This is a genomic window from uncultured Bacteroides sp. (genome assembly GCF_910585845.1).
Lineage (GTDB): Bacteria > Bacteroidota > Bacteroidia > Bacteroidales > Bacteroidaceae > Bacteroides.
In genome coordinates, this window is the sequence record NZ_CAJUHF010000026.1 from 19,342 (window position 1) to 46,040 (window position 26,699).

Annotated in this window: 22 protein-coding genes; 3 read left to right on the forward strand and 19 right to left on the reverse strand. The window is 44.7% G+C overall.

Going from position 1 to position 26,699, the window contains the following annotated elements:
- Nucleotides 1–57: 57 nt before the first annotated feature.
- From QZ323_RS08875 to tig, 10 genes are all read right to left on the reverse strand, one after another.
- Entirely contained in the window at nt 58–348 is a 291-nt protein-coding gene (locus QZ323_RS08875; RefSeq protein ID WP_294634245.1) for a hypothetical protein, read from the reverse strand.
- 5 nt (nt 349–353) lie between these two features.
- Nucleotides 354–2,015, reverse strand: coding sequence for an OstA-like protein (locus tag QZ323_RS08880; RefSeq protein WP_294634246.1), 1,662 nt, complete (start codon nt 2,013–2,015; stop codon nt 354–356).
- A gap of 25 nt (nt 2,016–2,040) precedes the next feature.
- On the reverse strand, nt 2,041–3,408 hold the full coding sequence (locus QZ323_RS08885; protein WP_294634247.1) for a peptidylprolyl isomerase: 1,368 nt from the start codon (nt 3,406–3,408) through the stop codon (nt 2,041–2,043).
- Nucleotides 3,409–3,422: 14 nt separating this feature from the next.
- Nucleotides 3,423–4,265, reverse strand: coding sequence for a peptidylprolyl isomerase (locus QZ323_RS08890; protein WP_294634248.1), 843 nt, complete (start codon nt 4,263–4,265; stop codon nt 3,423–3,425).
- Nucleotides 4,266–4,323: 58 nt separating this feature from the next.
- Complete coding sequence (locus QZ323_RS08895; RefSeq protein ID WP_294634249.1) at nt 4,324–5,865, reverse strand: peptidylprolyl isomerase; 1,542 nt, start codon at nt 5,863–5,865, stop codon at nt 4,324–4,326.
- Nucleotides 5,866–6,365: 500 nt separating this feature from the next.
- A complete protein-coding gene (gene guaB, locus QZ323_RS08900; protein ID WP_294634250.1) occupies nt 6,366–7,841 on the reverse strand; it encodes an IMP dehydrogenase in 1,476 nt (491 codons plus the stop codon).
- Nucleotides 7,842–8,043: 202 nt separating this feature from the next.
- On the reverse strand, nt 8,044–10,227 hold the full coding sequence (gene recQ / locus QZ323_RS08905) for a DNA helicase RecQ (RefSeq protein ID WP_294634252.1): 2,184 nt from the start codon (nt 10,225–10,227) through the stop codon (nt 8,044–8,046).
- 167 nt (nt 10,228–10,394) lie between these two features.
- Nucleotides 10,395–11,663: an ATP-dependent Clp protease ATP-binding subunit ClpX gene (clpX, locus tag QZ323_RS08910; RefSeq protein WP_294634253.1), complete on the reverse strand. Its 1,269-nt coding sequence runs from the start codon at nt 11,661–11,663 to the stop codon at nt 10,395–10,397.
- A gap of 2 nt (nt 11,664–11,665) precedes the next feature.
- Nucleotides 11,666–12,328, reverse strand: a complete 663-nt coding sequence (clpP, locus tag QZ323_RS08915; protein WP_294634254.1) for an ATP-dependent Clp endopeptidase proteolytic subunit ClpP — start codon at nt 12,326–12,328, stop codon at nt 11,666–11,668.
- 271 nt (nt 12,329–12,599) lie between these two features.
- Nucleotides 12,600–13,955 carry a trigger factor gene (gene tig, locus QZ323_RS08920; protein WP_294634255.1) on the reverse strand — a complete coding sequence of 452 codons (1,356 nt, stop codon included), beginning with the start codon at nt 13,953–13,955 and terminating at the stop codon, nt 12,600–12,602.
- A 1,031-nt stretch (nt 13,956–14,986) separates the two neighbouring features.
- Between tig and QZ323_RS08925 the strand changes: the two genes are divergently transcribed.
- Nucleotides 14,987–15,235, forward strand: a complete 249-nt coding sequence (locus tag QZ323_RS08925) for an RNA-binding protein (protein WP_294634257.1) — start codon at nt 14,987–14,989, stop codon at nt 15,233–15,235.
- Between the two features lie 141 nt (nt 15,236–15,376).
- On the opposite strand, the gene lptB is transcribed toward QZ323_RS08925, so the two are convergent.
- Nucleotides 15,377–16,132, reverse strand: coding sequence for an LPS export ABC transporter ATP-binding protein (lptB, locus tag QZ323_RS08930; protein WP_294634259.1), 756 nt, complete (start codon nt 16,130–16,132; stop codon nt 15,377–15,379).
- A 101-nt stretch (nt 16,133–16,233) separates the two neighbouring features.
- Here lptB and QZ323_RS08935 point away from each other — a divergent pair, with 101 nt between their 5' ends.
- Together QZ323_RS08935 and QZ323_RS08940 are read left to right on the forward strand one after the other, a co-directional pair.
- On the forward strand, nt 16,234–16,977 hold the full coding sequence (locus QZ323_RS08935) for an ABC transporter permease (RefSeq protein WP_294634261.1): 744 nt from the start codon (nt 16,234–16,236) through the stop codon (nt 16,975–16,977).
- A complete protein-coding gene (locus QZ323_RS08940; protein WP_294634262.1) occupies nt 16,974–17,744 on the forward strand; it encodes an ABC transporter ATP-binding protein in 771 nt (256 codons plus the stop codon). Before QZ323_RS08935 ends, QZ323_RS08940 begins: the two co-directional genes overlap by 4 nt.
- Nucleotides 17,745–18,093: 349 nt before the next feature.
- On the opposite strand, the gene QZ323_RS08945 is transcribed toward QZ323_RS08940, so the two are convergent.
- From QZ323_RS08945 to QZ323_RS08980, 8 genes are all read right to left on the reverse strand, one after another.
- Nucleotides 18,094–18,747, reverse strand: coding sequence for a response regulator transcription factor (locus QZ323_RS08945; RefSeq protein WP_294634264.1), 654 nt, complete (start codon nt 18,745–18,747; stop codon nt 18,094–18,096).
- 7 nt (nt 18,748–18,754) lie between these two features.
- Nucleotides 18,755–20,962, reverse strand: a complete 2,208-nt coding sequence (locus QZ323_RS08950) for a tetratricopeptide repeat-containing sensor histidine kinase (RefSeq protein WP_294634265.1) — start codon at nt 20,960–20,962, stop codon at nt 18,755–18,757.
- A gap of 152 nt (nt 20,963–21,114) precedes the next feature.
- Complete coding sequence (gene der, locus QZ323_RS08955) at nt 21,115–22,428, reverse strand: ribosome biogenesis GTPase Der (protein ID WP_294634267.1); 1,314 nt, start codon at nt 22,426–22,428, stop codon at nt 21,115–21,117.
- Nucleotides 22,429–22,475: 47 nt separating this feature from the next.
- Nucleotides 22,476–23,357: a GTPase Era gene (era, locus tag QZ323_RS08960; protein ID WP_294634268.1), complete on the reverse strand. Its 882-nt coding sequence runs from the start codon at nt 23,355–23,357 to the stop codon at nt 22,476–22,478.
- A gap of 80 nt (nt 23,358–23,437) precedes the next feature.
- Entirely contained in the window at nt 23,438–24,442 is a 1,005-nt protein-coding gene (locus QZ323_RS08965) for a beta-ketoacyl-ACP synthase III (protein WP_294634269.1), read from the reverse strand.
- Between the two features lie 119 nt (nt 24,443–24,561).
- Nucleotides 24,562–24,747 (reverse strand): 50S ribosomal protein L32, encoded by a 186-nt coding sequence (gene rpmF / locus QZ323_RS08970; protein WP_002562387.1) that lies wholly within the window; start codon nt 24,745–24,747, stop codon nt 24,562–24,564.
- Between the two features lie 12 nt (nt 24,748–24,759).
- Nucleotides 24,760–25,344, reverse strand: a complete 585-nt coding sequence (locus QZ323_RS08975) for a DUF177 domain-containing protein (protein ID WP_294634273.1) — start codon at nt 25,342–25,344, stop codon at nt 24,760–24,762.
- A 74-nt stretch (nt 25,345–25,418) separates the two neighbouring features.
- The gene (locus tag QZ323_RS08980) at nt 25,419–26,564 is read right to left on the reverse strand and encodes a HAMP domain-containing sensor histidine kinase (protein WP_294634271.1); all 1,146 of its coding nucleotides are present in this window, start codon (nt 26,562–26,564) and stop codon (nt 25,419–25,421) included.
- Between the last annotated feature and the right edge of the window lie 135 nt (nt 26,565–26,699).

The following is a 26,699-nucleotide window of genomic DNA, read 5'->3' on the forward strand; positions in this document are numbered from 1 at the left end:
TTAGTAGTAAATGATCATCTAAATAGAAAACCAACAAAAAATAATTGACCCAAAGAATCAGATAATCCCGTTGCTTATCGCATACCACAAGTATACCAGCAGAGTAATAATTACCAATATCACTCCCAGATGCATCGGTTTGCGTCCGCTCTCCTTACGCCGTTTCAGATGGGTAGTTCCCTCTACAAACTTTCCGCGAATATCTTCCGGAGCAAACTCTTTCTCCGGCAACATGCCCAATTCACGCTTGGCGCTTTCTTCCATTTTCGCCAGTTTCTCCTTCCGCTCATCTACATAAATGTATGGATGATTAAAGCCACGTGGCTTCCGCATAGTAAACATTCCCATAGCGCTTATTTATTTCTTTTAATGTTCATATTCCTTGGCGAGGTTATCGGTTTCCGGTCTGATTTCTGCAATTGCTCACCAGCTTTCTTGCCCCTCCAGTTAAATATATCTTCCTTGTTCCGCGGACGGATATAGTCGAACCAGACAAAAGGGGGCAACTTGTATTTCTCTGCCGGAATCTGGTCCATCGGGTATAGCGTTCCGTTGGTTTTGCCTATGAAGGCTCCCTTTTCCATACGGCGCTCTTTCAGCAGCATACGCAAGAAGCTGCCTTCTGCATAGTTCAGCCCTATCATAGTGCTGTCCTTATCGTCTATCGGATAAAAGACAACCAAAACATTGCCATTCACATCTATCTGCCGCATATCTCCTTCTACAAAGAATCCTTTTATCTCTTTACCTGTCACTTGATTGTAGTGCATAGTATCTTTCTTCTCCACAACCAGAGCCTGATTGATGATATGTACCCAGTCGATGGTGCTGTCGTTCATGTATGCTTTGATCTCTTCGCCCAACACCTGTTGCTCGCCGTGCCACAGGATAGGATCGGTGTACATGGTCATGCATGAGTCCTTGGAGTTGTACACCAACGAGTCGCAGACAGCCTGTATATCCGTACGGTAAGCACGCACCTTATGATAAACACGCATCTCACGATACATGGAATCCGTATTCATGTGATAGGTGACCAATCTCAGCGTGTCGCCATGCATGAACAGGCTGTCACCTTGCGAATAGTCGATGGCTACAGCGCGCTGCGTGGCAAGGGCATTTCCCGTTGTCTCGTTATAAAAACAATAATTGCCGGTTAGCATATTCTTGTTGACAGTGTCGTTCATCTGCACATTGTCAAAAGCCTCGCCATATCCCAACACACGGTCGTAGAAGAGGCTGTCGCCAGTCAGTTTCTTGCCTTCGTTGGTCAACACAGAGCGGTCCAACAGTTCAGCCTGCTCGGTAGTCGTGTTGTAAATGCCTCGTTCGGAATAGATATGGTTCTTGTCGCTCACGATGTCCGAAGGACCTAAAATGGTGGCAATCTTGCTTTCAGTGCTGTATTTCAGAGTGTCCGAAGTCAGGACAAATTGCGGATTCACCAGCTTCACATCGTGATTGAAGACCGACAACTTGGTAGCGGGGCTGTATTCTCCCCACTCGGAAGTCAGTACGTTCTCTTCGTCAGTCAGTGTTCCTCCTTCAAAATAATACCCCAGATTATACACACGGTCGTAGTTCAGGCTATCGGTAGTCAGCGTTGTATTCCGATTGATCATGCGGACGTTTCCACGCAGCATAGCCAGTTGCGACATCCCGTCATAATAGAGGTAATCGCCATAAATGAACAACGTGTCTCCCTGCTCCATGCGCACATTGTCGAACGCCTCTACCGAATTTGTTTTCTCGAAGATCAATGCACTGTCACAATACATATACATACTGTCATGGCGCAACTTCACCGATCCGACCAGTATCTGCACATCCGGCAGCTTGACTTTGTCCGCCTGAGCTTCATCGGCATACAATAAGTCGACCCGGGTTTTCTTCTTTTCCGGCTCCTTTTTCTTGTCCTGGGCACTCAACAGGCAGACGCCAAACAGGCATAGAATACCTGTCAATAGGAATCTATGCCTGCTCAGTATATTAGTCCTTATATATTTCTTCCGCATAAAAAAATCAATATTTCACCCGGAATCAGTCTTTTTTAATCCATCCCGGATACTTGAACGCACAATTGCTCCAGTTTTCGTTGATGCGCACGTAGGTATGCTTCTGCTTCTCGCGAATCCACTTATCGAGCATCTCGTCACGGCGTTTCTCCAACACGATTTCTTTCAGGTTCTGATAGTCTTCGGAAATCGTAGCCTTATGTCCATTGATACGGCTTTTCAGCTTCACGATGACACACTCCTCTTTACCCGTCTTCTGCGGTATCATGGTGAATGCTTCAGAGATTTCTCCCACCTTCATTTTATCCACCACCTTGGCAATCTCAGGAGGAAGTTCCTGCATTTCAAACTTGGAAGTGTTGGTTTGGGGATTAGGCAACAGACCGTGGTTGTTGCGCGTATCCTTATCCTGCGAAAGCACGGAAGCGGCTTCTTCAAACGTAAACTTACCGTTACGAATGTCATCGGCAATGGAGTCCAGGCGGGCAGTACCTGCCATCAATGCTTCTTCCGGCACATGCGGCTTCAACAGAATATGACGTACTTTGATACGGTCTCCGCGTTTCTCCATCAACTGGATAATGTGGAATCCGTATTCGGACTCTACAATTTTGGATACCTTGTTGGGGTCTTGCAAGTTGAAAGCTACATTGGCAAATGCAGGATCCAAGTAACCACGTCCGGTAAACGGCATTTCACCACCATTGATGGCTGTACCGCGGTCGTCGGAATACAGACGTGCCAGCATGGAGAAACTCTCTCCATTGTTTACACGGTCTGTATATTCACGCAAACGTCTTTTTACATCTTCTATTTCCTCCAAAGGAATCTTCGGCTGCTGCGTAATGATCTGCACCTCTACCTGAGTGGGAATATAAGGAATACTATCTTGCGGAAGGTCTTTGAAATAGCGGCGCACCTCTGCCGGAGTGATCTTGATATCACCGACCAACTTCTGCTGCATCTTTTGCACCTTCAACCCCTCACGGGCATTGTCGCGCAATGTTTCGCGTATCTGGCTGGATGTCTTGTTAAAGTACTCTTCCATCTTCTCGCGCGAACCAATATTGGCGATATACACATTCGTCATATAGTCCACACGCTGAATAACCTCGCTTTCAGCAACCTCAATACTATCGAGAGCCGCCTGGTGCAGAAACAACTTCTGTACGGCTATCTCTTCCGGAATCACACAATAGGGATCACCGTCGAACCTACGTCCCTCGTATTGGGCACTCATCTGTGCTTCTTCCACTTCTGACTTCAATATAGCCTCGTCGCCCACTACCCAAACGACTTCATCTATCACATTGTCCTGTCCGTAGACGGTAGAACCGGACAACAGCGCCAAGGCACATAAAGCTACAAACTTAAAGCTTTTCAAATTTCTCATTCTGTATATCTAAACTAATTATATTTAATCTTGTTTCTCTTCACCGCCTGCTGATACAGGTCGTCTTTCACTGCCTTCATAAACTCCACTTGTTTCAGATTCAGCAACATACCTTTCACTTTGGGACGGGCAAACTCGTATGGTTCCTGTTCACCCACCGAACGATATTCGCTCACGTTCAGGAAGTAATAGAATGCTGTATCTTTCAACTCGATATGGCGTTTTTCATTCACATATTTCTCCACTTCCGGCACTTTCAGTGGCACCAGGTCGATCACATCAGCCATCGGCACCCATTTATCGTAGAAATATTCGTACTTCACAGCGTTCTGCAGACTATATTTTTCCAAATGCTCTACCGCGTCCTGCGTGGGTGTCTTATACCAACGGCGCACATTGTTCAGTTCGGGAGCTGCAAGAGGAACCTTGACAAACAATCCTTGTACGATGGGACGCTCCAGTTTGAAAAGTTCTTTGTTCTTTTCGTAATATTCCGTCAACTCCTGCTCCGAAATTTCATCTGATAGTCTTTGGTGAATCAATGCCTGCTGATAGGTATGCATGATCAATGCTTTCCGATAATTCTCTACAAATTTCTCTATTTCCCCATTATCGGGAATATTACTTTGTGCTTTCTCATAGAGCAATATATCCTCCACCCAGTTACGGATATAATGCTCTGCAAATAGCAAACTGTCATCTGTTGACACTCTTTCCGGAAGCGCCGCCTGCAAATCTTCCCGGTAAAGGAAATTACCGTCCAGCTCCACCAGCGGTGTTTTACCTTTATGATCGTATTGCTCGCTACAAGCCACGCAGAAAAGGATGGATAGGATTCCCAGGAAAATTATTCGCATCACCGATATGATATTTACTTAATTTTAGGCTACGAAGATAAGAGATTAATCGGTTGCATCAGTGATTATTAACGGTTTTTAAAACCTCTTGGTTTATTTCAACCTTAAAATCTGCCCTCAACCGCATTGTCCAGCATTTTTCCAAATAGTTCTGATAGTCTTCCGCCACTGCTCCGCGCACCTCCTGATAGGTTTTCGGTCCTTTCAGTTTTTCACCCAGCAAAGTAGTAAAAGGAAATGACGTCATGGTTTCGGCTTTACCCCTTCCGAAGATTTTCTCATCCACATAAGGATTATCTCCCGGAGCAAACAATCCCTGCTCTGCCTGTACCTGCCGGAATTTTGCATTGAACATCAGCCGGATCGCATTCTGCCACTCTTCTTCCGGCAAAGATTTAAGCATCTTACGGGCTTGTTTTCCCACCTGTTTCGTGGTAGCATGCAGCACAATTCCCTTATAGCGAGGAGTTTCCCAAAGATAATCCGAATGATTTCGGGTAAAGTATGCCTTCAGCCCTGCTTCATCCTGAGAAGCCCGTTCCCAAATCTCCCGATTACTGATTTCGAACAACAGCATACCGTCCCTATACTCCTGCATCAGCATACGGAACTCCGGATATTTCTGCTCCAGACGGGTGTATTCATAATCAAGCACTGATTTCATCACAAAACCGGCAAGCTGGCGTTTCACACCTTGCGGATGCGCGGCAGCAAATGGGACAAACATCTCTCCTGTATATTCCCTGCCGTCTATCACAAACAGTCTTTTATCCGTACTTCCCTTCAAAAACAATTCATCCATTCCCGCTTTATCAGGCGTATATGCATACTCTTTCTTCAATCTTTCCACCAACGCCTCCGTTCCCTTGTCTGAGCCATGATGGCGCGCCTGCCGGCGGATGATTTCACTCTTTACTTCAGCAAAAGGAAGGATTTCCTTACGGTCAAGGACTTTGACGATATGGATACCTTGCGGTGTAAAAAAGGGACGCGACACTTCTCCGGTCGGCAAGCTGAAAGCAACATCTTCAAACTCGGCCGGCATTTGCAACCAACTCACCCAGAAAGATTCTTTTTCATCGGAATACGTTGATACGCAGGAGGAAAAATCGACCTTCCCGCTCTGCAATACCGCATAGATGGAGTCCATCTGGTGTTCCGCACTTCGAAGTGCATGGGCAGTTACCGTCTGGGGAAGATACTTGAATATATGGCTGACCAGCACCTGCCCTGCACGATGACCGGCTTTCATTTTATCGTACACTTTTCTGGCAGCTGCTTCCGAAACATTTTCATCCGTCAGATAGGACTTTGCCAACTGGCGGCGATATCCCTCCAGCTCTTCACGAAAAGCACGGGTTGTATCCATCCCGGCAGCCTCAGCCGCAGCAACTTTCAGTTTAAAGTTCACGAACAAGTCCACATATTCCTGCAAGGTCTTCTGCTCCACTCCGGCAAGAGAATTGTTCTTATTATATATATACTCAAATTCGGAACGGAGTACATCTTTCCCGTTAATACGCATCAGCACCGGATCCTGCTGGGCAGAAGCCCAACACACCATATACAGAAAAACGATTGTCAATCCACATCTTATCATATATCTTATCGCTATGAAAAAACACTGATATAACGGAAAACCTACCATTATATTGCTTGCCTATCATAGGTTTCTTTTCGTTTTGTTTTGTCTCACGAGACGGATATTTTCGTCTCGTGAGATGAAAATTTTCATCTCATGGGATGGATTTTTTCATCTCATGGGATGTTTTTTTTCGTTCCACGAGACGAATTTGCCCGTCTCGTGAGACAAATATCAGAACCTGCTTTTCAATTGATTTTCGCTCAATAAAGCCCTGTTCCAATATCCCTTTTAACAAAAAAAATGGCCCCTATCACAGGATTGGAACTATATTCTCGAAGTTTTATATCCGACTTCGGAAATAGAGTTCCAATCCTGTGATAGGGGCGATTTCCATTGGGGAGTCTTAAAACGTCCCAACCCATGATTAGATATTAAGAGCCTGTTTAAACTTTCTTCAGCCTTCTTTTGAGAGTTCTTTTTGAAGAAAATTTAAACAGGCTCTAACAATATTCTAATTATTCGGGACGGCTATAGTTCGGCGCTTCGCTCGTGATGGCCACATCATGAGGATGGCTTTCCAACACACCGGCATTGGTGATACGGGTAAACTTAGCGTCATGCAATTGCTCAATATTAGCAGCACCACAGTATCCCATACCGGCACGCAGACCGCCTACCAACTGATAGATAACCTCGTATAAAGTTCCCTTATAAGGCACGCGCGCAGCGATACCTTCCGGTACGAGTTTCTTCACATCGCTCGTTCCGCTCTGGAAGTAACGGTCTTTTGAACCATTCTCCATAGCTTCCAACGAACCCATACCACGGTATGATTTAAACTTACGTCCGTTGAAGATAATCGTATCACCGGGAGACTCTTCTGTTCCGGCTACCAACGAACCGATCATGACGCAATATCCTCCGGCAGCCAAAGCCTTGACTACATCGCCTGAATAGCGCAAACCACCATCGGCAATCAAAGGAATGCCTGTACCCTTCAGTGCTTTAGCCACATCATATACAGCAGACAACTGGGGAACACCTACACCTGCCACCACACGAGTAGTACAGATGGAACCCGGACCGATGCCCACCTTCACACCGTCGGCACCAGCTTCAACCAAAGCCTTTGCAGCTTCGCCTGTAGCAATGTTACCTACCACGATATCAATATTCGGGAAACGTTTCTTGGCTTCTTTCAGTTTTTCGATCACATAAACTGAGTGTCCGTGAGCCGTATCGATCACAATCGCATCCGCTCCGGCATCTACCAAAGCCTGCATGCGGTCGATAGTGTCAGCCGTAACACCCACTCCGGCAGCTACACGCAGGCGACCTTTAGAGTCCTTGCAAGCCATCGGTTTGTCTTTGGCTTTCGTAATATCTTTATAAGTAATCAGACCGACCAATTTACCGTCTTTGTCCACAACCGGCAGTTTCTCTATCCGATGCTCCTGCAGGATTTGTGCTACAGCTTCCATATCGGTCGTAGGATTGGTGGTGATGATGTTATCCTTTGTCATAACCTCGTCGATACGCTTGTTCATGTCTTTCACAAAGCGCAAGTCGCGGTTAGTAACAATTCCGACCAAATGCTTTTCGTCGTCCACCACAGGAATACCGCCAATTCTGTATTCTGCCATCAATGCCAACGCATCTCCCACGGTAGAACCTCTCTTAATGGTGACAGGGTCATAAATCATACCATTCTCTGCACGCTTCACAATGGCAACCTGACGTGCCTGTTCTTCAATGGACATATTCTTGTGAATAACACCAATACCTCCTTCGCGTGCAATGGCAATAGCCATTTTCGCTTCGGTCACCGTGTCCATAGCGGCCGTGACAAACGGTATTTTCAACTCAATGTTCCGTGAAAACTTAGTCGATAACTCGACTGTTTTGGGGAGTACTTCAGAATAAGCGGGGATTAACAAAACATCATCATAGGTTAATCCATCCATTACAATCTTATCAGCAATAAATGACATAGGGCTATGCGTTTAAAATTTATTGCGTGCAAATATACGGTTTTTATTCAATACCATATACCTGCACGCAACATTTTTTTCTTTTTTATAGTTGAAAAGTCAACTTATTTTAGAGCTTGTTTAAATTTTCTTCAAAAAGTTTTTATTCAGCTTCTTTTGAGTTTCTTTAAAAGAAGGATGAACAATATTTAAACTGGCTCTCTTAGTTCGCCATTTCAGAAATAAACTTGATGCGGACCAGACGCACTTCTTCTTCCGTGAAATCATCACCCAGTTCGTCCAGCGCGTCGTCCACCTTGTCGGTGGTAGATTCCTTGTAGTAATCATAGATGTCCAGCATGTGGTCTTCGTCCATGATTTCATCCAAGAAGTAATCGATATTCAGCTTCGTACCGGAGTAAACGATGGCTTCGATCTCGTCCAGCAACTCACCAAATTCAATGCCTTTGGACAAGGCGATATCATCCAATGCCACCTTGCGGTCGATCGCCTGAATGATGGACACCTTCAATTTCGACTTATTGGCTACGGTGCGGACACGCAAATCTTCCGGACGTTCGATCTCATTCTCTTCACAATGACGCTTGATCAGCTTACAGAATTCTTCGCCATAACGTTTGGCTTTACCAGCACCTACGCCGGGGATATTCTGCAACTCTTCCAAGGTAACCGGATAGATAGTCGCCATAGCCTCCAACGACGGATCTTGGAATATCACGTATGGGGGTACTTCCAGTTTCTTCGATAACTTCTTGCGCAAATCCTTCAGCATGGAATAAAGAGCCGGGTCGACCGCACAGGCGCCTCCGCCACGTGCCGGTGCTTCTTCTTCCACCTCTTCGAAGTCATTGTCTTCGGTTATCTTAAACGATTTGGGATGCTTGAGGAATTTCTTTCCGGCATCTGTCACTTTCAGCAAGCCGTAATTCTCCACATCCTTACTCAAGTAACCAGCAATCAAGGCTTGACGAATAACTGCATTCCATGTCTTGTCTTCCTCTCCCATGCCGGAGCCGAAAACTTCCAGGTCTTCATGCAGGTGCGCCTGTACTTCACTGGTTTCACGTCCTTGTATAATATCAATAATATAATCTGCTTTAAAATTTTCTTTCACCGCAAGAATGGTTTCTATCACGGTGCATAATAGTTCTTGAGCCTCCACTTGTTTCTTCGGATTTAAACAGTTGTCACAATTTCCACAGTTTGCTTCCGTATACTCTTCGCCGAAGTAATGCAGCAATGCTTTCCGGCGGCATACAGAAGATTCAGCATACGCGGCAGTCTCCAACAGAAGCTGTTTGCCTATTTCCTGCTCTGCCACGGGCTTTCCTTGCATGAACTTCTCCAGTTTCTGCAAGTCTTTGTTCGTATAAAAAGTAATACACTGTCCTTCGCCTCCATCTCTTCCGGCACGTCCTGTTTCCTGATAATATCCTTCCAGACTTTTCGGAATATCATAGTGAATGACAAAACGTACGTCCGGCTTGTCAATACCCATACCGAAGGCAATGGTCGCTACAATCACTTCTATCTTTTCCATCAAGAAATCGTCTTGATTTTGCGTGCGTGTTGCAGAATCCATACCTGCATGGTAAGCGCGGGCGTTAATGCCATTCGCTTGCAGAACTTCAGCAAGTTCTTCTACCTTCTTCCGGCTCAGGCAGTAGATAATGCCCGACTTTTCCGGATTGTTCTTGATGAACTTGATGATATCCCGATCTATATTATTGGTTTTAGGCCGTACCTCATAATAGAGGTTCGGGCGGTTGAACGATGACTTAAACACCACGGCATCCACCATACCCAGGTTCTTCTGGATATCGTGTTGCACCTTAGGCGTGGCAGTCGCCGTCAGAGCTATCACCGGAGCTTTTCCGATTTCATTGATTATAGGGCGGATACGACGGTATTCCGGACGGAAGTCATGTCCCCATTCGGATATACAGTGTGCTTCGTCCACAGCATAGAAAGCGATCTTGACTGTCTTCAGAAACTCCACGTTCTCTTCTTTCGTCAACGATTCGGGAGCTACGTACAGCAGTTTGGTCTTTCCGCTGAGGATGTCAGACTTCACCTGGTCTATCGCACTTTTATTAAGGGAAGAGTTTATAAAATGAGCAATACCGTCTTCTTCACTAAAGTTGCGCATCGCATCGACCTGGTTTTTCATCAGGGCGATCAACGGAGATATTACAATGCCTGTACCTTCCATCAGTAAGGAAGGCAATTGGTAGCACAACGATTTGCCTCCTCCCGTAGGCATCAGCACGAATGTGTCATTACCCGCCAATAAATTCTGTATAATAGCTTCCTGATTCCCTTTAAACGTGTCAAATCCGAAGTACTTCTTCAATTGGTCTGTCAAATTAATCTTCTTCCCTGCCATGATTCATTAGGTTGTTTTATTAGTGATGTTTACTATCTCGATTAGTGGTCTTCTCGAAAGAGCCCTAACAAAGTTATAAACAACTTCTTAAATATCAAGCATAATCCAATGAATATTTTTCAATAAAAAACAAAAAAACCGATTTTCACGTTTTCTACCTCCTGATTTTAAGCATTTTGCAATTTTGCAATATTCACTTTCTCCAGTTGCCGTTTTGCATAGTCCAATGTGATCACAAAACTTTCCGGACAGTCAGAAGGGGTTTCGAACATGGCATCCATCATGATGGTCTCTACGATGGAGCGCAATCCGCGGGCACCTAACTTATATTCCACAGCCTTATCTACGATATACTCGAAGACAGCATCTTCGAATGTCAGTTTCACGCCATCCATCTCGAACAGTTTGATGTATTGTTTGATGATGGAGTTCTTAGGTTCCGTAAGGATGGCACGCAAGGCAGTCCGGTCCAACGGATTCAGATAAGTCAACACCGGCAGACGACCTATGATTTCGGGTATCAACCCGAATGATTTCAGGTCTTGCGGAGCGATGTACTGCATCATGTTGTTCTTGTCGAGCACTGACGTGTTGCGCACTGCACCATAACCCACCACATGCGTGTTCAGTCGTTGAGCGATTTTCTTCTCGATACCGTCGAATGCACCACCGCAGATGAATAGGATGTTCTTCGTATTCACCGGAATCATTTTCTGATCCGGATGCTTGCGTCCGCCTTGGGGAGGTACGTTCACGACGGAACCTTCCAGCAGCTTCAGCAGTCCTTGCTGCACACCCTCACCACTTACGTCGCGCGTAATGGAAGGATTGTCTCCCTTACGGGCTATCTTGTCAATCTCGTCAATGAACACGATTCCCCGCTCGGCTTCCGGCACATTGTAATCGGCCACTTGAAGCAGACGGGTGAGAATGCTTTCGATGTCTTCGCCCACGTATCCGGCTTCGGTCAGCACCGTAGCATCTACAATAGTAAAAGGCACCTGAAGCAGTTTGGCGATAGTACGCGCCAACAATGTTTTTCCCGTTCCGGTACTTCCTACCATGATAATGTTTGACTTTTCGATTTCCACATCGTCGCCACCGGTCTGCTGCATCAACCGTTTGTAGTGGTTGTAGACCGACACGGCAAGGAAACGTTTGGCATCATCCTGACCGATGACGTATTGATCAAGAAATTCCTTGATCTCGATCGGTTTCGGAAGTTTCTTCAGGTTCAGTGCCGATGCGCCTTTACCTTTATACGAGCCGTTTGCACTACCCGTACCCCCCATCGCCTGCTGTACGATATCATAAGCTTGCGTGACACAACTGTCGCAGATGTGACCGTTCAGTCCCGTAATGAGGAATCCGACTTCATTTTCCGAACGTCCGCAAAAGTTACACGTTGGCGACTGGCTTTTTTTTGAAGTTCCCATATTTATTTCTTTATCAAAACTTCGTCTATCATGCCATATTCCTTAGCCTCTTGTGCGGTCATCCAATAGTCACGGTCTGAATCCGCCCATACCTTATCAAAAGGTGTATGAGAATGGTCGGCAATGATAGAATACAATTCTTTCTTTAACTTCTGGATCTCACGTGCAGTGATTTCGATATCCGACGCCTGTCCTTGCGCACCGCCCATCGGCTGATGGATCATCACGCGGGAATGTGTCAGCGCCGAGCGTTTCTTTTCGGCACCTGCCACCAGCAGCACGGCTGCCATACTTGCTGCCATACCCGTACAGATGGTAGCTACATCGCTTGTGATAAACTGCATCGTGTCATAGATGCCCAGTCCGGCATATACGGAACCTCCGGGCGAATTGATATAGATGGAAATATCCTTACCTGGATCTACCGAGTCCAGATAAAGCAGCTGTGCTTGCAATGTGTTGGCGGTATAGTCGTCAATCTGAGTACCCAAGAAAATGATACGATCCATCATCAAACGGGAGAAAACATCCAGCTGGGTTACGTTCAACTGGCGCTCTTCGAGGATATAGGGATTCAAATATCCGGTTTGCGACTTAATCACATCGTCCAGCACCAGACTGTTCATACCTAAATGCTTGGTAGCGTATTTTCTAAAATCATCCATATTGTGTATTTATTTTAGATTTTTAAAATGAGGATGCAAAGAAACAAAAAAGAACACAGAGACACAAAAAAACACAGAGTTATTGATATAAAACTCTGTGTTTCTTTGATGTTTTTTATAATTAAAAGCCTGTTTGAATTTTGTTCAGCTTTCTTTTGAGAGTTCTTTTTGAGGAAAATTCAAACAGGCTCTAAGTGATTAACGGAGTTAACCGAAATTCCCTTAACTCCTTCAATATCTCCTTAATAATCCGATTTCTGCACAAAAATGCTTATTCAAACATTTTGTTGAATTCTTCTGCCGAAATAGACTTGTTGTTCAGTCTCACCTGAGACTTCAAGGCAGAAGCCAGTTTCGTCTCGATTACGCGGTTCACCAGACCTTCTACACTTTCTTTCTTTTTCAGCATTTCTTTTGCGTAGTTCTCCAAAATATCTTCAGGAACGCTCATCATGCCGTATTGTGCGAATTGTGCGCGAGTAGCTTCTTTCGCCATGTTGGCTACATCTTCCTGTTCCACCTTGATACCGTTAGCTTCTACCAACTGCTCTTTGATCAGATGCCAAGTCAGTTCTTCGAGGCTCTTTTCGTAGTTGTCTTCCACGAACTTCTCGTCTTTATCCTGATTGTTCAGACGCATGATGCGTTTCAGCAGTGCATCAGGGAATTCCAGCTTGCCGACTTTTTCCATCAACATCTTACGGGCATCGATCAGGAATTTATAATCGCCGTCTACAACGAACTGGTTGGCGATTACTTCTTTCACCTTAGCGCGGAACTCTTCTTCTGTCTTCACTACGCCTTCGCCACATACCTGATCGAAAATCTCCTGATTCAGTTCGCCCGGAACAAAGCGGGTAATTTCAGTTACCTGATAGCTGAAGTTTGACTTCATCTCAGCAGCAGCTTCCTTATCGATCTTCAGCAAAGAAGCAAGTTCGGCAGCATTACCGTCCCATGCAGTATAGGGATTGAACACGAGCACGTCATTTACTTTTGCATTAGCAAAAATGGCTTTCTGCTCGTCGTTCTTCATGTAAGACGGCATCATGACAGCACCTTCTACCTGTACACCGCCTTCTTTCGTGTTGCCGTTTTCGTCCAGCTCGGCGATCAGACCTTTCAGCATGTCGTTAGCTTCGTAAGCCTCTACCTGCTCATATTTACCGGTACGCTGAGTATATGCTTTTACCTGATTGTCTACCATTTCGTCGGTAACTTCAATCGTATAATAATCCACTTCATCTTCAGCGGTTACTTCTGCCTTGAATTCCGGCGCCAAAGCGATGTCGAACAGGAATTCGAATTCTTCCATTGTATCGAAGTCGATATCCGGCTGTTTGTCTTCATTAGGCAGCGGCTCACCCAAAATATTCACCTTATTATCTTGGATATACTTGTATACAGCTTCCGACAACGTTTTGTTCACTTCTTCAGCAATGACAGATTTACCATACATCTTCTTCACCAGGCTCATCGGCACCATTCCTTTGCGGAAACCCGGAACTTGGGCTTTCTGGCGAATGCCTTTCAATGATTTATCAACTTTCTCCTGATAATCAGCTTTCTCAAGTTTTACGGTAAGCAAAGCGCTTACCTTGTCAATGTTTTGTAATGAAACGTTCATTCTGACAATTATTTATTTGATTTATACTTTATTCCAATCTCAAATGAGGGTGCAAAATTAGTGTTATTCTTTCAATTTTCAAAAAACAATGCTGAATTATTTCGTGAGAAGCCAAGAGGGACAAGTAACTTTGTATATCTCCGAGTATATTTCCGAAAATCTTTCGCGCGCGTATACATGAGATTTTTGCGCATTTTACCTACACCACCTACACCCATGCGCTACATTCCTGTCTGACAATCAAATACAGCGGTGTAGGTAGCGGTGTAAGCAGCGATGTAGGTAAAATCGCCTACACCACTTCGGTAAATAAAACAAGACGGCATCGCGGAGACGCTTACTTAAAGGCTGTTTTTCCGGTTTATTTTGCCATTATTCTGTTTCCTTTTCCGGTTTCCGTCATGTACTTACCTATGCCGGGCAGGAGGCACATCTGTTTATGTTGCGTTTTTATTGTAATAACCTCCTGTGTTCATCCTATTGAAGTACGATGTTTATAGATTATCCACAGCTGTGAAACAGTTGCTCCACGTCCGTGGTTCACGTGTTCCACAATCGTGGAGAAGTAGAACCACATATATGGAACAGCTGTTCCACATTGGTAGTTAATACACCAACAAGCTATCCTATAAGAATAAACATAGGAGAAAAATGTATTTCTCTACGGGAATTGTCACAATAAGCCATGTGATTGTGTCCTCTTCTGGCAGGAAGCAGTTTTAAAAAACTCTTCGTCTCTTGGGGATATGAGATAAGAGGCAGCCAGGTATTAACACTCCTTTGGATGCGAAATATGGTCTGAAAAGCAGCAAAGAACAAAAAAAGGTAAAAAAAGCATTGCCAATCCGATATTATTGCGTTTCTTTGTTGCGGAATAGCGATATACTATTTATTTAGATTTCCATTGCATGGTTTTTACTCCGTTTTTTATCAGAACGCTTTTGTAAACTCTCTGTTATTGTAATCCTTTTATTATTATAATCACTATTCGTAGAGAGTTTTATTCAATTTATTTATTTTACATTTTCATTATGAACATTTACGTAGGAAACCTTAACTACAGAGTTAGGGAATCAGACCTGCAAAAGGTCATGGAAGAATACGGTACGGTAACCGGAGTTAAATTCATCAAGGATCGCGAAACTGGACGCTTCAGAGGCATCGCATTCGTCGAAATGGAAGATTCTGCCGCTGCTGCCAAAGCTATCGAAGAACTTGACGGCGCCGAATACTTCGGACGCAACATGGTAGTCAAAGAAGCAAGACCTCCGAAATATTAATTCACTATTCCCGATACCGGGAAGTTTAAGGAGATATGATAAAGTTAAGGAGTTAAAGCCAATATTCTTACACATACATACCAAGAATATCGGATTTAACTCCTAACGAAACACGGTGATTACCTCTTAGCTATTTAAAAATCATTTCATAAAATCTTTGCGGCGAAGCACGAAACTGTTGCTCAGATATTTCTCACGTACAATCTTATTCTCTGCCAACTCTTCCGGCGTACCCTGAAACAGGATCTTGCCTTCGAATAGCAGATAGGCACGGTCCGTGATGCTCAGTGTCTCCTGCACATTATGGTCGGTAATCAGAATACCGATGTTCTTATCTTTCAGCTTCCACACAATCTGCTGGATATCTTCCACCGCAATCGGGTCGACACCGGCAAAAGGTTCGTCAAGCATAATGAACTTAGGGTCGATGGCAAGACAACGGGCAATCTCCGTACGGCGGCGCTCGCCTCCCGACAACTGGTTACCTTTGTTCTTGCGCACTTTCTGTAGACGGAATTCCGCAATCAGACTTTCCAACTTATCTTTCTGATACTCCAAGGGTCTGTCCGTCATTTCCAATACGGAAGCAATGTTGTCTTCCACGCTCATCTGACGGAATACGGAAGCCTCCTGTGCCAAATAACCAATACCTGTCTGTGCGCGCTTATACACCGGATACTTCGTAATGTCCAAATCGTCCAAGAAGATACGCCCCTCGTTAGGCGTGATCAATCCTACAGTCATATAGAATGAAGTCGTCTTGCCGGCACCGTTCGGCCCCAACAAACCTACAATCTCTCCCTGCTTCACATTGATGGAGACGTGGCTCACCACCGTACGTTTTCCATATTTTTTCACCAAATCTTCGGTGCGAAGCACCATTTTGCTCTCTTCCATATTCTTACAGCTTACGACCCTATTAGTCACACATTTTGCCGCAAATGTAGCAATTATCAACTGAAAATGGGCTATATTTGCACACAAAATAGTTAAGAGTCATGATAAAAGCACTTAAAACCGTCGGAAGATATATCCAGCTGATGGGACGCACTTTTGCCCGTCCGGAACGCATGCGCATGTTCTTCCACCAATATCTCAACGAGATAGGGCAACTTGGCGTGAACTCGATAGGTATTGTCCTGCTGATATCTTTCTTTATCGGCGCGGTCATTACCATACAGATCAAGCTGAACATCGAAAGCCCGTTCATGCCACGCTGGACAGTGGGCTACGTCACGCGCGAAATCATGTTGCTGGAATTTTCGTCCTCCATCATGTGTCTGATACTGGCGGGAAAGGTAGGTTCCAACATTGCCTCCGAGTTGGGTAGCATGCGGGTGACGCAGCAGATTGACGCCCTTGAGATCATGGGTATCAACTCCGCCAATTACCTGATACTTCCCAAGATTTTTGCCATGGTCACCACCATCCCGTTCTTGGTTACGTTCAGCATTTTCGCCGGAGTCATCGGCGCCTTCGCTGCCTGCTGGTTTGGCGGAATCATGTCGGCTGTAGATTTGGAATACGGCTTGCAATATATGTTTGTGGAATGGTTCATCTGGGGCGGCATCATCAAGTCATTGTTTTTCGCGTTCATCATCTCCAGCGTATCGGCCTTCTTCGGCTATACCGTTGAGGGAGGATCCATAGAGGTCGGCAAGGCATCCACGGACTCTGTGGTGTGTAGCAGCGTACTGATTCTATTTGCCGACTTAATATTAACTAAACTCTTAATGGGATGATTGAACTGAAAGGACTCTGGAAATCATTTGAAGGTAAAGATGTGTTAAAAGATATCAACACCACCTTCGAGAACGGAAAAACCAACCTCATCATCGGACAAAGCGGTTCGGGAAAGACGGTGCTCATGAAGTGCATTGTCGGATTGCTTACACCCGAACGGGGGGAATTGTTATACGATAATCGTAATTTTCTGGCTATGGGAAAGAAGGAAAAGAAGGCTTTGAGACGGGAAATGGGAATGATTTTCCAGAGCGCCGCCTTGTTCGACTCCATGACCGTGCTGGATAATGTCATGTTTCCGCTGAACATGTTCAGCAATGACACGTTGCGCGACCGCACACGGCGTGCCCTGTTCTGTCTGGACCGCGTGAACCTATCGAACGCGAAAGATAAATTCCCCGGCGAAATCAGTGGTGGAATGCAGAAGCGCGTTGCCATAGCTCGTGCCATAGCCCTCAATCCCCAATACCTGTTCTGCGACGAACCCAACTCCGGTCTCGACCCGAAGACGTCACTCGTCATTGATGAACTGGTGCGCGACATCACCCATGAATACAACATGACGACCCTTATCAATACCCACGACATGAATTCCGTAATGGGCATCGGAGAGAAAATCATCTATATCTACGACGGACACAAAGAGTGGGAGGGCAGTAAAGATGATATCTTCACCTCCAGCAACCAGAAACTGAACGATTTCATCTTTGCCTCAGATCTGTTCCGCAAGGTAAAAGAAGTGGAAGTACAGAATATCGAAGGATGATGAACCGAAAGCATCGGTCCGACGTAGCTGCATATAGCAGACCATGGAGCATACTATTACTAAAGAAGGTGTGTCATAATGCCCGAATTGAAAGAATCACCCCTGCCACAAATAGCTGTGGCAGGAGTGATTTTCTTAAAAAAGGCGTTTTGATACACCTTCTTTCCCTCATAAAACCAGTTAATAGAATCTACATATATCTTCACGACATACTTTGATTGTCTTGTAGGAAATGTGTCAAAAAAACATTTACGACACACCTTCACTATTTCAATTACGGGAACAAAGATAGGGAAAATTAGATAATAAAAAATCACGGTAAACCGTTACCATTTAGAATATTCACAACTCAATCCAATTTTATCCATCCTTGAGAAACCGCCTTGACTACCATGTCTATAGCATTTTTCGCCTCAAACTTACTAATCAGCCTTTTGCGAAATGTTTCCACAGTATTTTCCGATATTTTCAGTAGAAGCGCAATTTCATGGGTATTCATCCCCTTTGCCACTGCTTCCAGCACATCGCGTTCGCGCCGTGTCGGGATATCCTTCGACTGCATACCCACCATCCCCAAACTCAGTTTATGGGCTATGAAAGCGAATCGGGAACAGGTATAACTCTCTCCACGAAGCACGTTGCGGACCGCCGCAACCAATTCTGTAGTAGCCGACGTTTTCAAGACAATGACATTAACTCCATATTGCGCCAAGCGGTTGATCATCCAAATCTCTTCGTGCATCGTAATCACCACAATACGCGCCAACTCATTCAACTCGCGGATTCGCGCAATCAGATCAAAACCGGATATTTCAGGAATACTGATATCCATTATATATGCATCATAGTCCCGCTTCTCTATCAACTCCATAGCCTTCTTGCCGGAAGTCACCGCATCCGCCACTACCGCCTCCGGCATTTTATTCACCACCTCACAGATACCCTCCAACACCAGGCTATGATCGTCTACTACCAATAATTCTGCCTTTACTTTCTTCTCCATCGTTCGACTAGATTAACACGCTTACCTTCAACCGGGTTCCTCTTCCCGGAGCGGAAGCCAATTCAACTTCAGCACCAATTGTCTCAGCTCGCTGCCGGATGGTCTGCAATCCTATTCCATTGGTTTTCTTGTTCATTTCAAATCCTTTGCCGTCATCCGACACGGATATGGAACAGCGATTGTCTTCCTCCAATGACAGTTCCACACTCAACCGGGCGTCGCTGCCGGCATGCTTCAACGCATTGCTCACCGCCTCCTGAACGATACGGTAGCATTCAAAACCTATGAACTTAGGCACACGGTTCCAGTCGACTCCCTCCGTAGAGTGATATTCCGCACGCATCTTGTCCGGCAAGGAGAGATGTAGCACATAGTCAGCCAACATTTCGTCAAGCGTGGCATACTGGAAGACAGGCGGCATCAATTCATGTGAGAGTGTCCGCACCCTTTCGCGGGTATTGTCGAGCAGATCCAGCTGCTCGTCCAGTTCCGTATTTGTCTCACTGGAAAGGGCACGTATGTTCATCTCAAGTGCAAGCAGACTGTTGCAGACATCATCGTGCAACTCCGTTGCCAGCCGTTCACGTTCACTCTCCAAACCATCAATGTACTTCCGTGTCAGGCGCAATTCTGTTTCTTTCTGAAGTTCAACGAACTGGCGCTCCTTCTCGCTTGCCGCACTTGCCAGCAGTGCTATCCTTGCTTTCTGCCGTTGGCGGGCATAAAGCAACCCCAACAGCAACATGATCAGCAACGAAATCACTGAACCTACCACGATGCGATGGCGCAGAATATAAGTCTCCCGCTCCAGTTGCTCCCGCTTCAGGGTCACAATCTCCAGTTCTTTCTCTTTCGTCTGGTACTTCACGGAGTATTCGGACAATTGTTCTGTCTGTTCTGTATGAAACACCGAGTCGCGCAAAGCATAAGCCTGAGTCAAATAGTCGTATGCCAAAGAGTAGTTACCCATTGACAAATAGCATTCAGACAGATGTTTATAATGGTCATAATCGCGCGTATCCTTATATCCGGCACGAAGCATGTCCGTCATCCTCCGGTAATAGGCACTCGCTTCCGAATAGTTTCCGTTGTCCTGCAACAAAGCAGCTTTTGCCTGATAGTATCGGAAACGTTCCGCATCAGTCTGCAACTCGTGTGCCAACTTATCCAACTTCTGCAAATATTGCATTGCCACATCCAAGTCTCCCTCCAAGCGGTATGCATTGACCAGATAATTGTAGGCATCACACAGAAACCGTTTGTCATTCACCTGCTCCAAAATAGGGATAGCCTTCAGCAATATGGTGATTCCTTCGGCACGCATCTCCTCCACCTTGACCTGAATAGCACCCTGATTGACGTAGCACGCTCCGATCCTTCGTTTGTTTCCGGTCTTCAAGGCATGTTCCACTGCCTTCCTCGAAAAACGAATGGCATCTTGCGGCCGGTTCCAGTCACAATAGGCAGTCGCTATGTTCCCATAGATGAAAGCGACCGCACTGTGATTTCCGCGTAATTCACACAGATGCAATGCCTGTTCAAAGTTGTATATGCAATTCTCCATGTCCTTCTTCCGCCGGTAAATCGTACCCAGCTGGTTTAGATTTTCAATCAGCATAGCCGTATCTTTATCTGCCGCAGAACGTTCGCTGGCACGAATCGTATAGACCAAAGCGGAATCTGTCTGTCCCTCGAAGAGGAACGAACTGGCATAATTGGTCAGCATTGTACGGCACACGTCTTCCATTCCCTGCAAATCCTGACCGGCATTCAACCCTTTACGGAAATAGTAGCGGGCGGAATCGTAACGGGCGTCCGTGTTGCAGTAATATCCCATATCGCAACATGCTTGGGTCACCTGCAACGGCAACTCTATCTCCTCAGCTAAAGCTATCGCTTTACGTTTCAACGCATATCCTTGCTCAAACTCTCCCTTGATGAAATACCCTTCACTTGCCCAGACATAGTATTCTACAAGCTGTTCCGGCATCCCGCTGCCAACGGCCAATTGATGGATGGAGTCTGCATAGAGCAACAACAGATCTGCATCCTCCTCTGTCTGATAGAGGTACTTACAGACTTCAACATAGCTATCCAAACTTTTATTGCGAGCGGCGTGTTGCCGCAGAGAGTGCAAATCTCCCCCATCCTCCGCCCATAGCACAGCTATGGAGAAGAACCAAAGAGCCACAAACAACCACCCTTGACGTTTCATCCGTTCTTTCTTTTTTAGTTATTATACAAAAATAGATAATATATCCATATAAACCTATTTTTCGTTTACATATTCCAGGAAAAAAAGAAAAAACCATCCGATTTATTATAAAATCAGATGGTTTCATTTCAATATTTCTAAGTCTAAACGTATTACTTCTGGCGGAGGTAAATATTAATCGGCGTTCCCGTCAAGTTCCACTTTTCGCGCATTTTGTTCTCCAGGAAACGCTTATACGGTTCTTTCACGTATTGTGGCAGATTGGCAAAATAAACGAAAGAAGGGATTTTGGTATTGGGCAACTGGGTAATATACTTTATCTTAATATATTTACCCTTGATGGAAGGAGGCGGATAGGCTTCTATCAGCGGAAGCATCTCTTCATTCAAACGGGCGGTAGATATACGTGTCATGCGGTTATTGTACACCTCGCGTGCCTCTTCCAATACCTTCAGGATACGTTGTTTCGTCAGAGCTGAAGCAAAAATAATAGGAAAATCGGTAAAGGGAGCAAAGCGGTTACGAATGGCATCTTCGAAAGTTTTCATTACTTTCACTGTCTTGTCTTGCACCAAATCCCACTTATTCACCACGACCACCAATCCTTTGGCATTCCTCTGTATCAAAGAGAAGATGTTCAGGTCCTGACTTTCAATACCACGCGTGGCATCCAGCATCAAAATACATACATCCGCATTTTCGATGGAACGGATAGAACGGATTACTGAATAATATTCCAAGTCTTCACTTACCTTGTTTTTCTTACGGATACCTGCCGTATCCACCAAGTAGAAATCAAACCCGAACTTATTGTAACGGGTATAAATGGAATCGCGCGTCGTACCGGCAATCTCTGTCACGATATTACGGTCTTCGCCAATAAAGGCATTCACGATGGAAGACTTACCGGCATTGGGACGTCCCACCACTGCAAAACGTGGAATATCCTCATCCAATATCTCATCTGTATCCTTTTTGAATGTACCCACTATCAGATCCATCATATCACCGGTTCCACTGCCGGTCATCGCTGAAATGCAATAAGGATCGCCCAATCCCAACTTATAAAATTCGGGAGCATTGTATTGCAACTCTCCGTTATCCGTCTTATTGGCTATCAGCAATACCGGCTTCTTGGCACGGCGCAAAATCGCAGCCACCTGCATGTCGAGGTCAGTCACCCCATTCATCACATCCACCACAAACAGAATGACATCCGCTTCTTCCACAGCCATCAATACCTGTTTGCGTATCTCTTCCTCGAATATATCATCGGAATTTACCACCCATCCGCCGGTGTCTACCACAGAGAACTCCCTTCCCAACCATTCGGACTTTCCATACTGGCGGTCACGCGTAGTTCCTGCTTCTTCGTTCACAATCGCCTGACGTGTCCGGGTCAAGCGGTTAAATAAGGTCGACTTCCCCACATTGGGACGTCCTACAATTGCAACTAAATTTCCCATAGTTTTCTCTCTTGTTTTTCACGACTGTCACAGTCGTATGAATATTCTTAATCCAGTTGATAACCAAAATTACGGAGTTCCTTGTCCGAGCTTCTCCAATCCTTATCCACCTTCACAAATGTCTCCAGGAAAATCGTTTTTCCAAAGAATTTCTCCAAATCACGGCGAGCTTCCGTAGCCACTTTCTTCAATGCCCTACCCTGCTTGCCGATGATAATCCCTTTCTGTGAATCACGCTCTACATAAATCACGGCATGGATATGTATTTTCTTAGCGTCTTCCTTAAACTGTTCCACCACTACCTCTACCGAATATGGAATCTCCTTGTCATAATACAACAGGATTTTCTCGCGAATAATCTCCGTAACAAAGAAACGGGCAGGCTTGTCCGTCCACTGGTCTTTGTCAAAATAAGGAGGCGAATCGGGCAACAACTCTTTCACCCGCTTCATCACATATTCCACATTAAACTTCATCGAAGCAGAAATAGGAATAATTTCTGCCGTAGGCAACAATTCTCTCCATGCTTCCACTATCGCCTCCAATTTCTCCTGATCGGACAAGTCGATCTTATTGATAAGCAATAGCACCGGCACATTCATTTTCGCCACCTTTTCGACAAACTCGCTATGCTTGTCGGGCGTCTCAACCACGTCTGTCACGTACAATAAAACATCTGCATCCGTCAACGCTGAAGTCGAAAAGTTCAGCATAGACTCCTGCAATTTGTATTGCGGTTTCAGCACTCCCGGAGTATCCGAAAACACAATCTGCATATCATCCGTATTATATATTCCCATAATACGATGACGGGTTGTCTGTGCCTTGAAAGTAGCAATCGAAATCCGTTCGCCTATCAAAGCATTCATCAACGTAGACTTGCCTACATTCGGATTCCCCACAATATTTACAAAACCTGCTTTATGCATCACATTCCATATTTTAGTTGAGACAAAAAAACGCATCGAAAATAGGATGCGTTTTTCTTATTTCTATAGTGTAACGTCAGTTACTGTTTCTTTCCATCATAACCCCACTTCATGTAAAGGGCTCCCCAAGTAAATCCCGCACCAAATGCCGTGAAGATCAGATTATCTCCTTTTTTCAATTTATCTTCGAAGTCCCACAAGCAAAGCGGAAGAGTACCTGCACTGGTGTTACCATAGCGCTCGATGTTGACCATCACTTTCTCACGAGGAACCTCCAGGCGATGAGCCACTGCGTCAATGATACGCAAGTTTGCCTGATGAGGAATAATCCAGTCGATATTGTCTTTGTTCAGGTGATTCCTTTCCGCGATAGCAGCACAAGCATCCGACATATTTGAAACAGCATATTTAAATACCGTACGGCCTTCCTGATAAATAAAGTGCATGTGATTGTCTACCGTGAAATAGGAAGGAGGGCATACAGAACCACCGGCTTTCATATGCAAGAAAGGTAATCCCTTACCGTCCGTTCTTAAGATAGAATCCATCACACCCACATCTTCCGTCGTGGGTTCCATCATCACCGCAGCCGCACCGTCACCGAATATCGGGCAAGTGGCACGCTCGGTATAGTCTACCATAGACGACATTTTATCAGCACCCACTAAAATTATTTTCTTATAATTTCCCGAACGAATAAAGTTTGCCCCGACTTCCAACAAATAGAGGAAACCGCTGCAGGCAGCCTGCAAATCAAAGGCAAAAGCATGCTTCAACCCCAACTTATCACATAAGATGGATGCTGTAGAAGGGAAATGATAATCAGGAGTAGTAGTAGCGACAACAATCAGATCAATATCATCAGGATCGGCACCAGTACGCTGCATCAACTGTTTAACGGCCTTACGCGCCATATACGAAGTACCTAATCCCTCTTCATTCAAAATTCGTCTTTCTTTTACTCCGATACGAGTCATAATCCATTCATCATTGGTATCTACCATCCTTGATATCTCGTCGTTTGTCAAGATATACTCAGGTACATATCCACCGACTCCTGTAATTACTGCATTTATTTTTTCCATTAATCCTGCTTAAATTAACAAATACCTAAACAACGATTGTCTAAAAAGGTTTACCGGTTCACCCTCATAAATCTTTTTAGACAACCGACATTCAGGTATATTCTTTATCAGGCTGCAAATCAAACAGCAGCTTCTTTTTCAATAGCAAGCTTGCCTCTGTAATATCCGCAAGCACCACATACAGTGTGGTATACATGCCACTCGCCACAGTTCGGGCAAATAGCCAAAGTAGGAGCTACTGCCTTATCATGAGTTCTTCTCTTTGCAGTTCTTGTTTTAGACTGTCTTCTCTTAGGATGTGCCATTTTTCTTAATCTTTAATTGTTATCTAATATTTTCTTTAATTCATTCCAACGCGGATCAATCGGCGTTTCTTCCTCACCCATATCAGGCAACGTATTGTCTTCTCCCATGAACATTTCATCTTCCGCATCCTCATCACCTGCCTTCGTACGCAGATGCTTATGCAACTTACCACTCATTGCCTTATTGCATTTTCCAGGAGCATGCACATGCTTCATCGGAATAGCCAATGCTATGAACTCATACATGAACCATGCCACATTGATTTCCCCTTCTTCTTCCGGAATCACAATGAGGTTATCACCCTCTTCCGCATATTCATGACCGAACTTCACCAACAACTTATCAGTAGAACTAACCGGTTGCTCCATGTCATCCAAACAACGGTCGCACGGTACCCATACCATACCATCCGTTTGGAAACTCAATTCGAAAGCACGAGATGTTTTCTTTACAACCAATGTAACATTGACTTTACCCTTCTGTACTTCCGGTCCATCAATGTTAACGAAGAAAAGATTATCCAAGACAAACTCATATTTACAAGAGTCTGCTTGCATACCTTTCAAGTCTATTTTGTATTTATCAAACTTTCCCAAAGCTTCTTTCATTTATTCGGGCGACAAAGATACAAATAATTATCCTCATTATGTATAAATTAGCAACGAAATATTTATTTTTTAAGCTCTATTCTGAATATAGTTCCTTTATTTATCTCCGATTGCTTCACAAATATACGTCCGGAATGATAGTCAACCACAATCCGGCGTGCCAATGACAAGCCTAGTCCCCACCCTCTCTTTTTAGTCGTATAACCCGGTGCAAAAACAGTTTCAAAATTGCGCCGATCGATGCCCTTACCCGTATCAGCCACATCAATGTAGCAGTATTTCGAGGTTTCTTGCACCGAAATAATCAAGGTGCCTACTCCGCCCATTGCATCAATAGCATTCTTGCAAAGGTTCTCTATCACCCATTCAAACAAAGCTGCATTCAACCGCAACATCGGATATTCGTCCGGCAAACGGGTTATGATCTTTACCTTATCCGAGGTACGGTGCCCCATATAATCCGTCACTTTCTCCAATAGCAACTTAATATCTACACTTTCCAATTCAGGGATGGAACCTATTTTAGAAAAACGGTTGGCAATCACCTGCAGACGCTCCACGTCTTCCGCCATTGCCGGCAGAAGGTCATCCAACGGATATTTCGACTTCAACAGTTCCGTCCAAGCCATGAGTGAAGAGATGGGAGTGCCCAATTGATGAGCCGTTTCTTTCGAAAGCCCGACCCATACTTTATTCTGTTCCACCTTTTTGGAACTCAACAAAGCGAATATGGCAACTAAGACAAAAATGAGTACCACAGCCAATTGTATATAAGGATAGACTGCAAGACGAGTCAGAAGCAAGGAAGGTCCATAGTACACATTCAGATAATCACCATTATCACCGTCACCCAAATCAATCCGAATGCAATGGCGTTCACTACCAAAGTGGCTTAAATTCTCTTTCAGGACGGCAAGTGTATCAGAAGAGGTAAACCTTATGTTCCGATAAGTTTGTATTTCATCAGCCTGATTGGCCACGATCACCGGAATGGTATGATTAGCATTCAGCACTTTCAGAACCATAGTCAGATCAGTATTCTCATCTGCCGTTTGCAAATTCTTCATGGCTTCTGCCCATAGTTCCATACGCCCCCGCTCTTCGTTAAACAGATCGTTAATAAGAGTGTGGGAAACGCAAAGGGAAGCAATGGCTATTAATATGGCAGCCAATACTAACCAAAATTTAATCAGACCAGGTTTCTTCATAATCTACATATTGATAAGACCTTCTTGAACTGCGACGAATTATATATAGTTTATCTATTCTCTTTCCATTATCAATTATTAAATTCCTAAAAGAAATTGAAGTATCTTTCCATTGTCAATAGACAATATATCGAA

Bases quoted from the DNA above. Each gene is read 5' to 3' on its own strand.
- QZ323_RS08875 (WP_294634245.1), bottom strand. From the start codon at position 348: ATGGGAATGTTTACTATGCGGAAGCCACGTGGCTTTAATCATCCATAC.
- QZ323_RS08880 (WP_294634246.1), bottom strand. From the start codon at position 2,015: ATGCGGAAGAAATATATAAGGACTAATATACTGAGCAGGCATAGATTC.
- QZ323_RS08885 (WP_294634247.1), bottom strand. From the start codon at position 3,408: ATGAGAAATTTGAAAAGCTTTAAGTTTGTAGCTTTATGTGCCTTGGCG.
- QZ323_RS08890 (WP_294634248.1), bottom strand. From the start codon at position 4,265: ATGCGAATAATTTTCCTGGGAATCCTATCCATCCTTTTCTGCGTGGCT.
- QZ323_RS08895 (WP_294634249.1), bottom strand. From the start codon at position 5,865: ATGATAAGATGTGGATTGACAATCGTTTTTCTGTATATGGTGTGTTGG.
- guaB (WP_294634250.1), bottom strand. From the start codon at position 7,841: ATGTCATTTATTGCTGATAAGATTGTAATGGATGGATTAACCTATGAT.
- recQ (WP_294634252.1), bottom strand. From the start codon at position 10,227: ATGGCAGGGAAGAAGATTAATTTGACAGACCAATTGAAGAAGTACTTC.
- clpX (WP_294634253.1), bottom strand. From the start codon at position 11,663: ATGGGAACTTCAAAAAAAAGCCAGTCGCCAACGTGTAACTTTTGCGGA.
- clpP (WP_294634254.1), bottom strand. From the start codon at position 12,328: ATGGATGATTTTAGAAAATACGCTACCAAGCATTTAGGTATGAACAGT.
- tig (WP_294634255.1), bottom strand. From the start codon at position 13,955: ATGAACGTTTCATTACAAAACATTGACAAGGTAAGCGCTTTGCTTACC.
- QZ323_RS08925 (WP_294634257.1), top strand. From the start codon at position 14,987: ATGAACATTTACGTAGGAAACCTTAACTACAGAGTTAGGGAATCAGAC.
- lptB (WP_294634259.1), bottom strand. From the start codon at position 16,132: ATGGAAGAGAGCAAAATGGTGCTTCGCACCGAAGATTTGGTGAAAAAA.
- QZ323_RS08935 (WP_294634261.1), top strand. From the start codon at position 16,234: ATGATAAAAGCACTTAAAACCGTCGGAAGATATATCCAGCTGATGGGA.
- QZ323_RS08940 (WP_294634262.1), top strand. From the start codon at position 16,974: ATGATTGAACTGAAAGGACTCTGGAAATCATTTGAAGGTAAAGATGTG.
- QZ323_RS08945 (WP_294634264.1), bottom strand. From the start codon at position 18,747: ATGGAGAAGAAAGTAAAGGCAGAATTATTGGTAGTAGACGATCATAGC.
- QZ323_RS08950 (WP_294634265.1), bottom strand. From the start codon at position 20,962: ATGAAACGTCAAGGGTGGTTGTTTGTGGCTCTTTGGTTCTTCTCCATA.
- der (WP_294634267.1), bottom strand. From the start codon at position 22,428: ATGGGAAATTTAGTTGCAATTGTAGGACGTCCCAATGTGGGGAAGTCG.
- era (WP_294634268.1), bottom strand. From the start codon at position 23,357: ATGCATAAAGCAGGTTTTGTAAATATTGTGGGGAATCCGAATGTAGGC.
- QZ323_RS08965 (WP_294634269.1), bottom strand. From the start codon at position 24,442: ATGGAAAAAATAAATGCAGTAATTACAGGAGTCGGTGGATATGTACCT.
- rpmF (WP_002562387.1), bottom strand. From the start codon at position 24,747: ATGGCACATCCTAAGAGAAGACAGTCTAAAACAAGAACTGCAAAGAGA.
- QZ323_RS08980 (WP_294634271.1), bottom strand. From the start codon at position 26,564: ATGAAGAAACCTGGTCTGATTAAATTTTGGTTAGTATTGGCTGCCATA.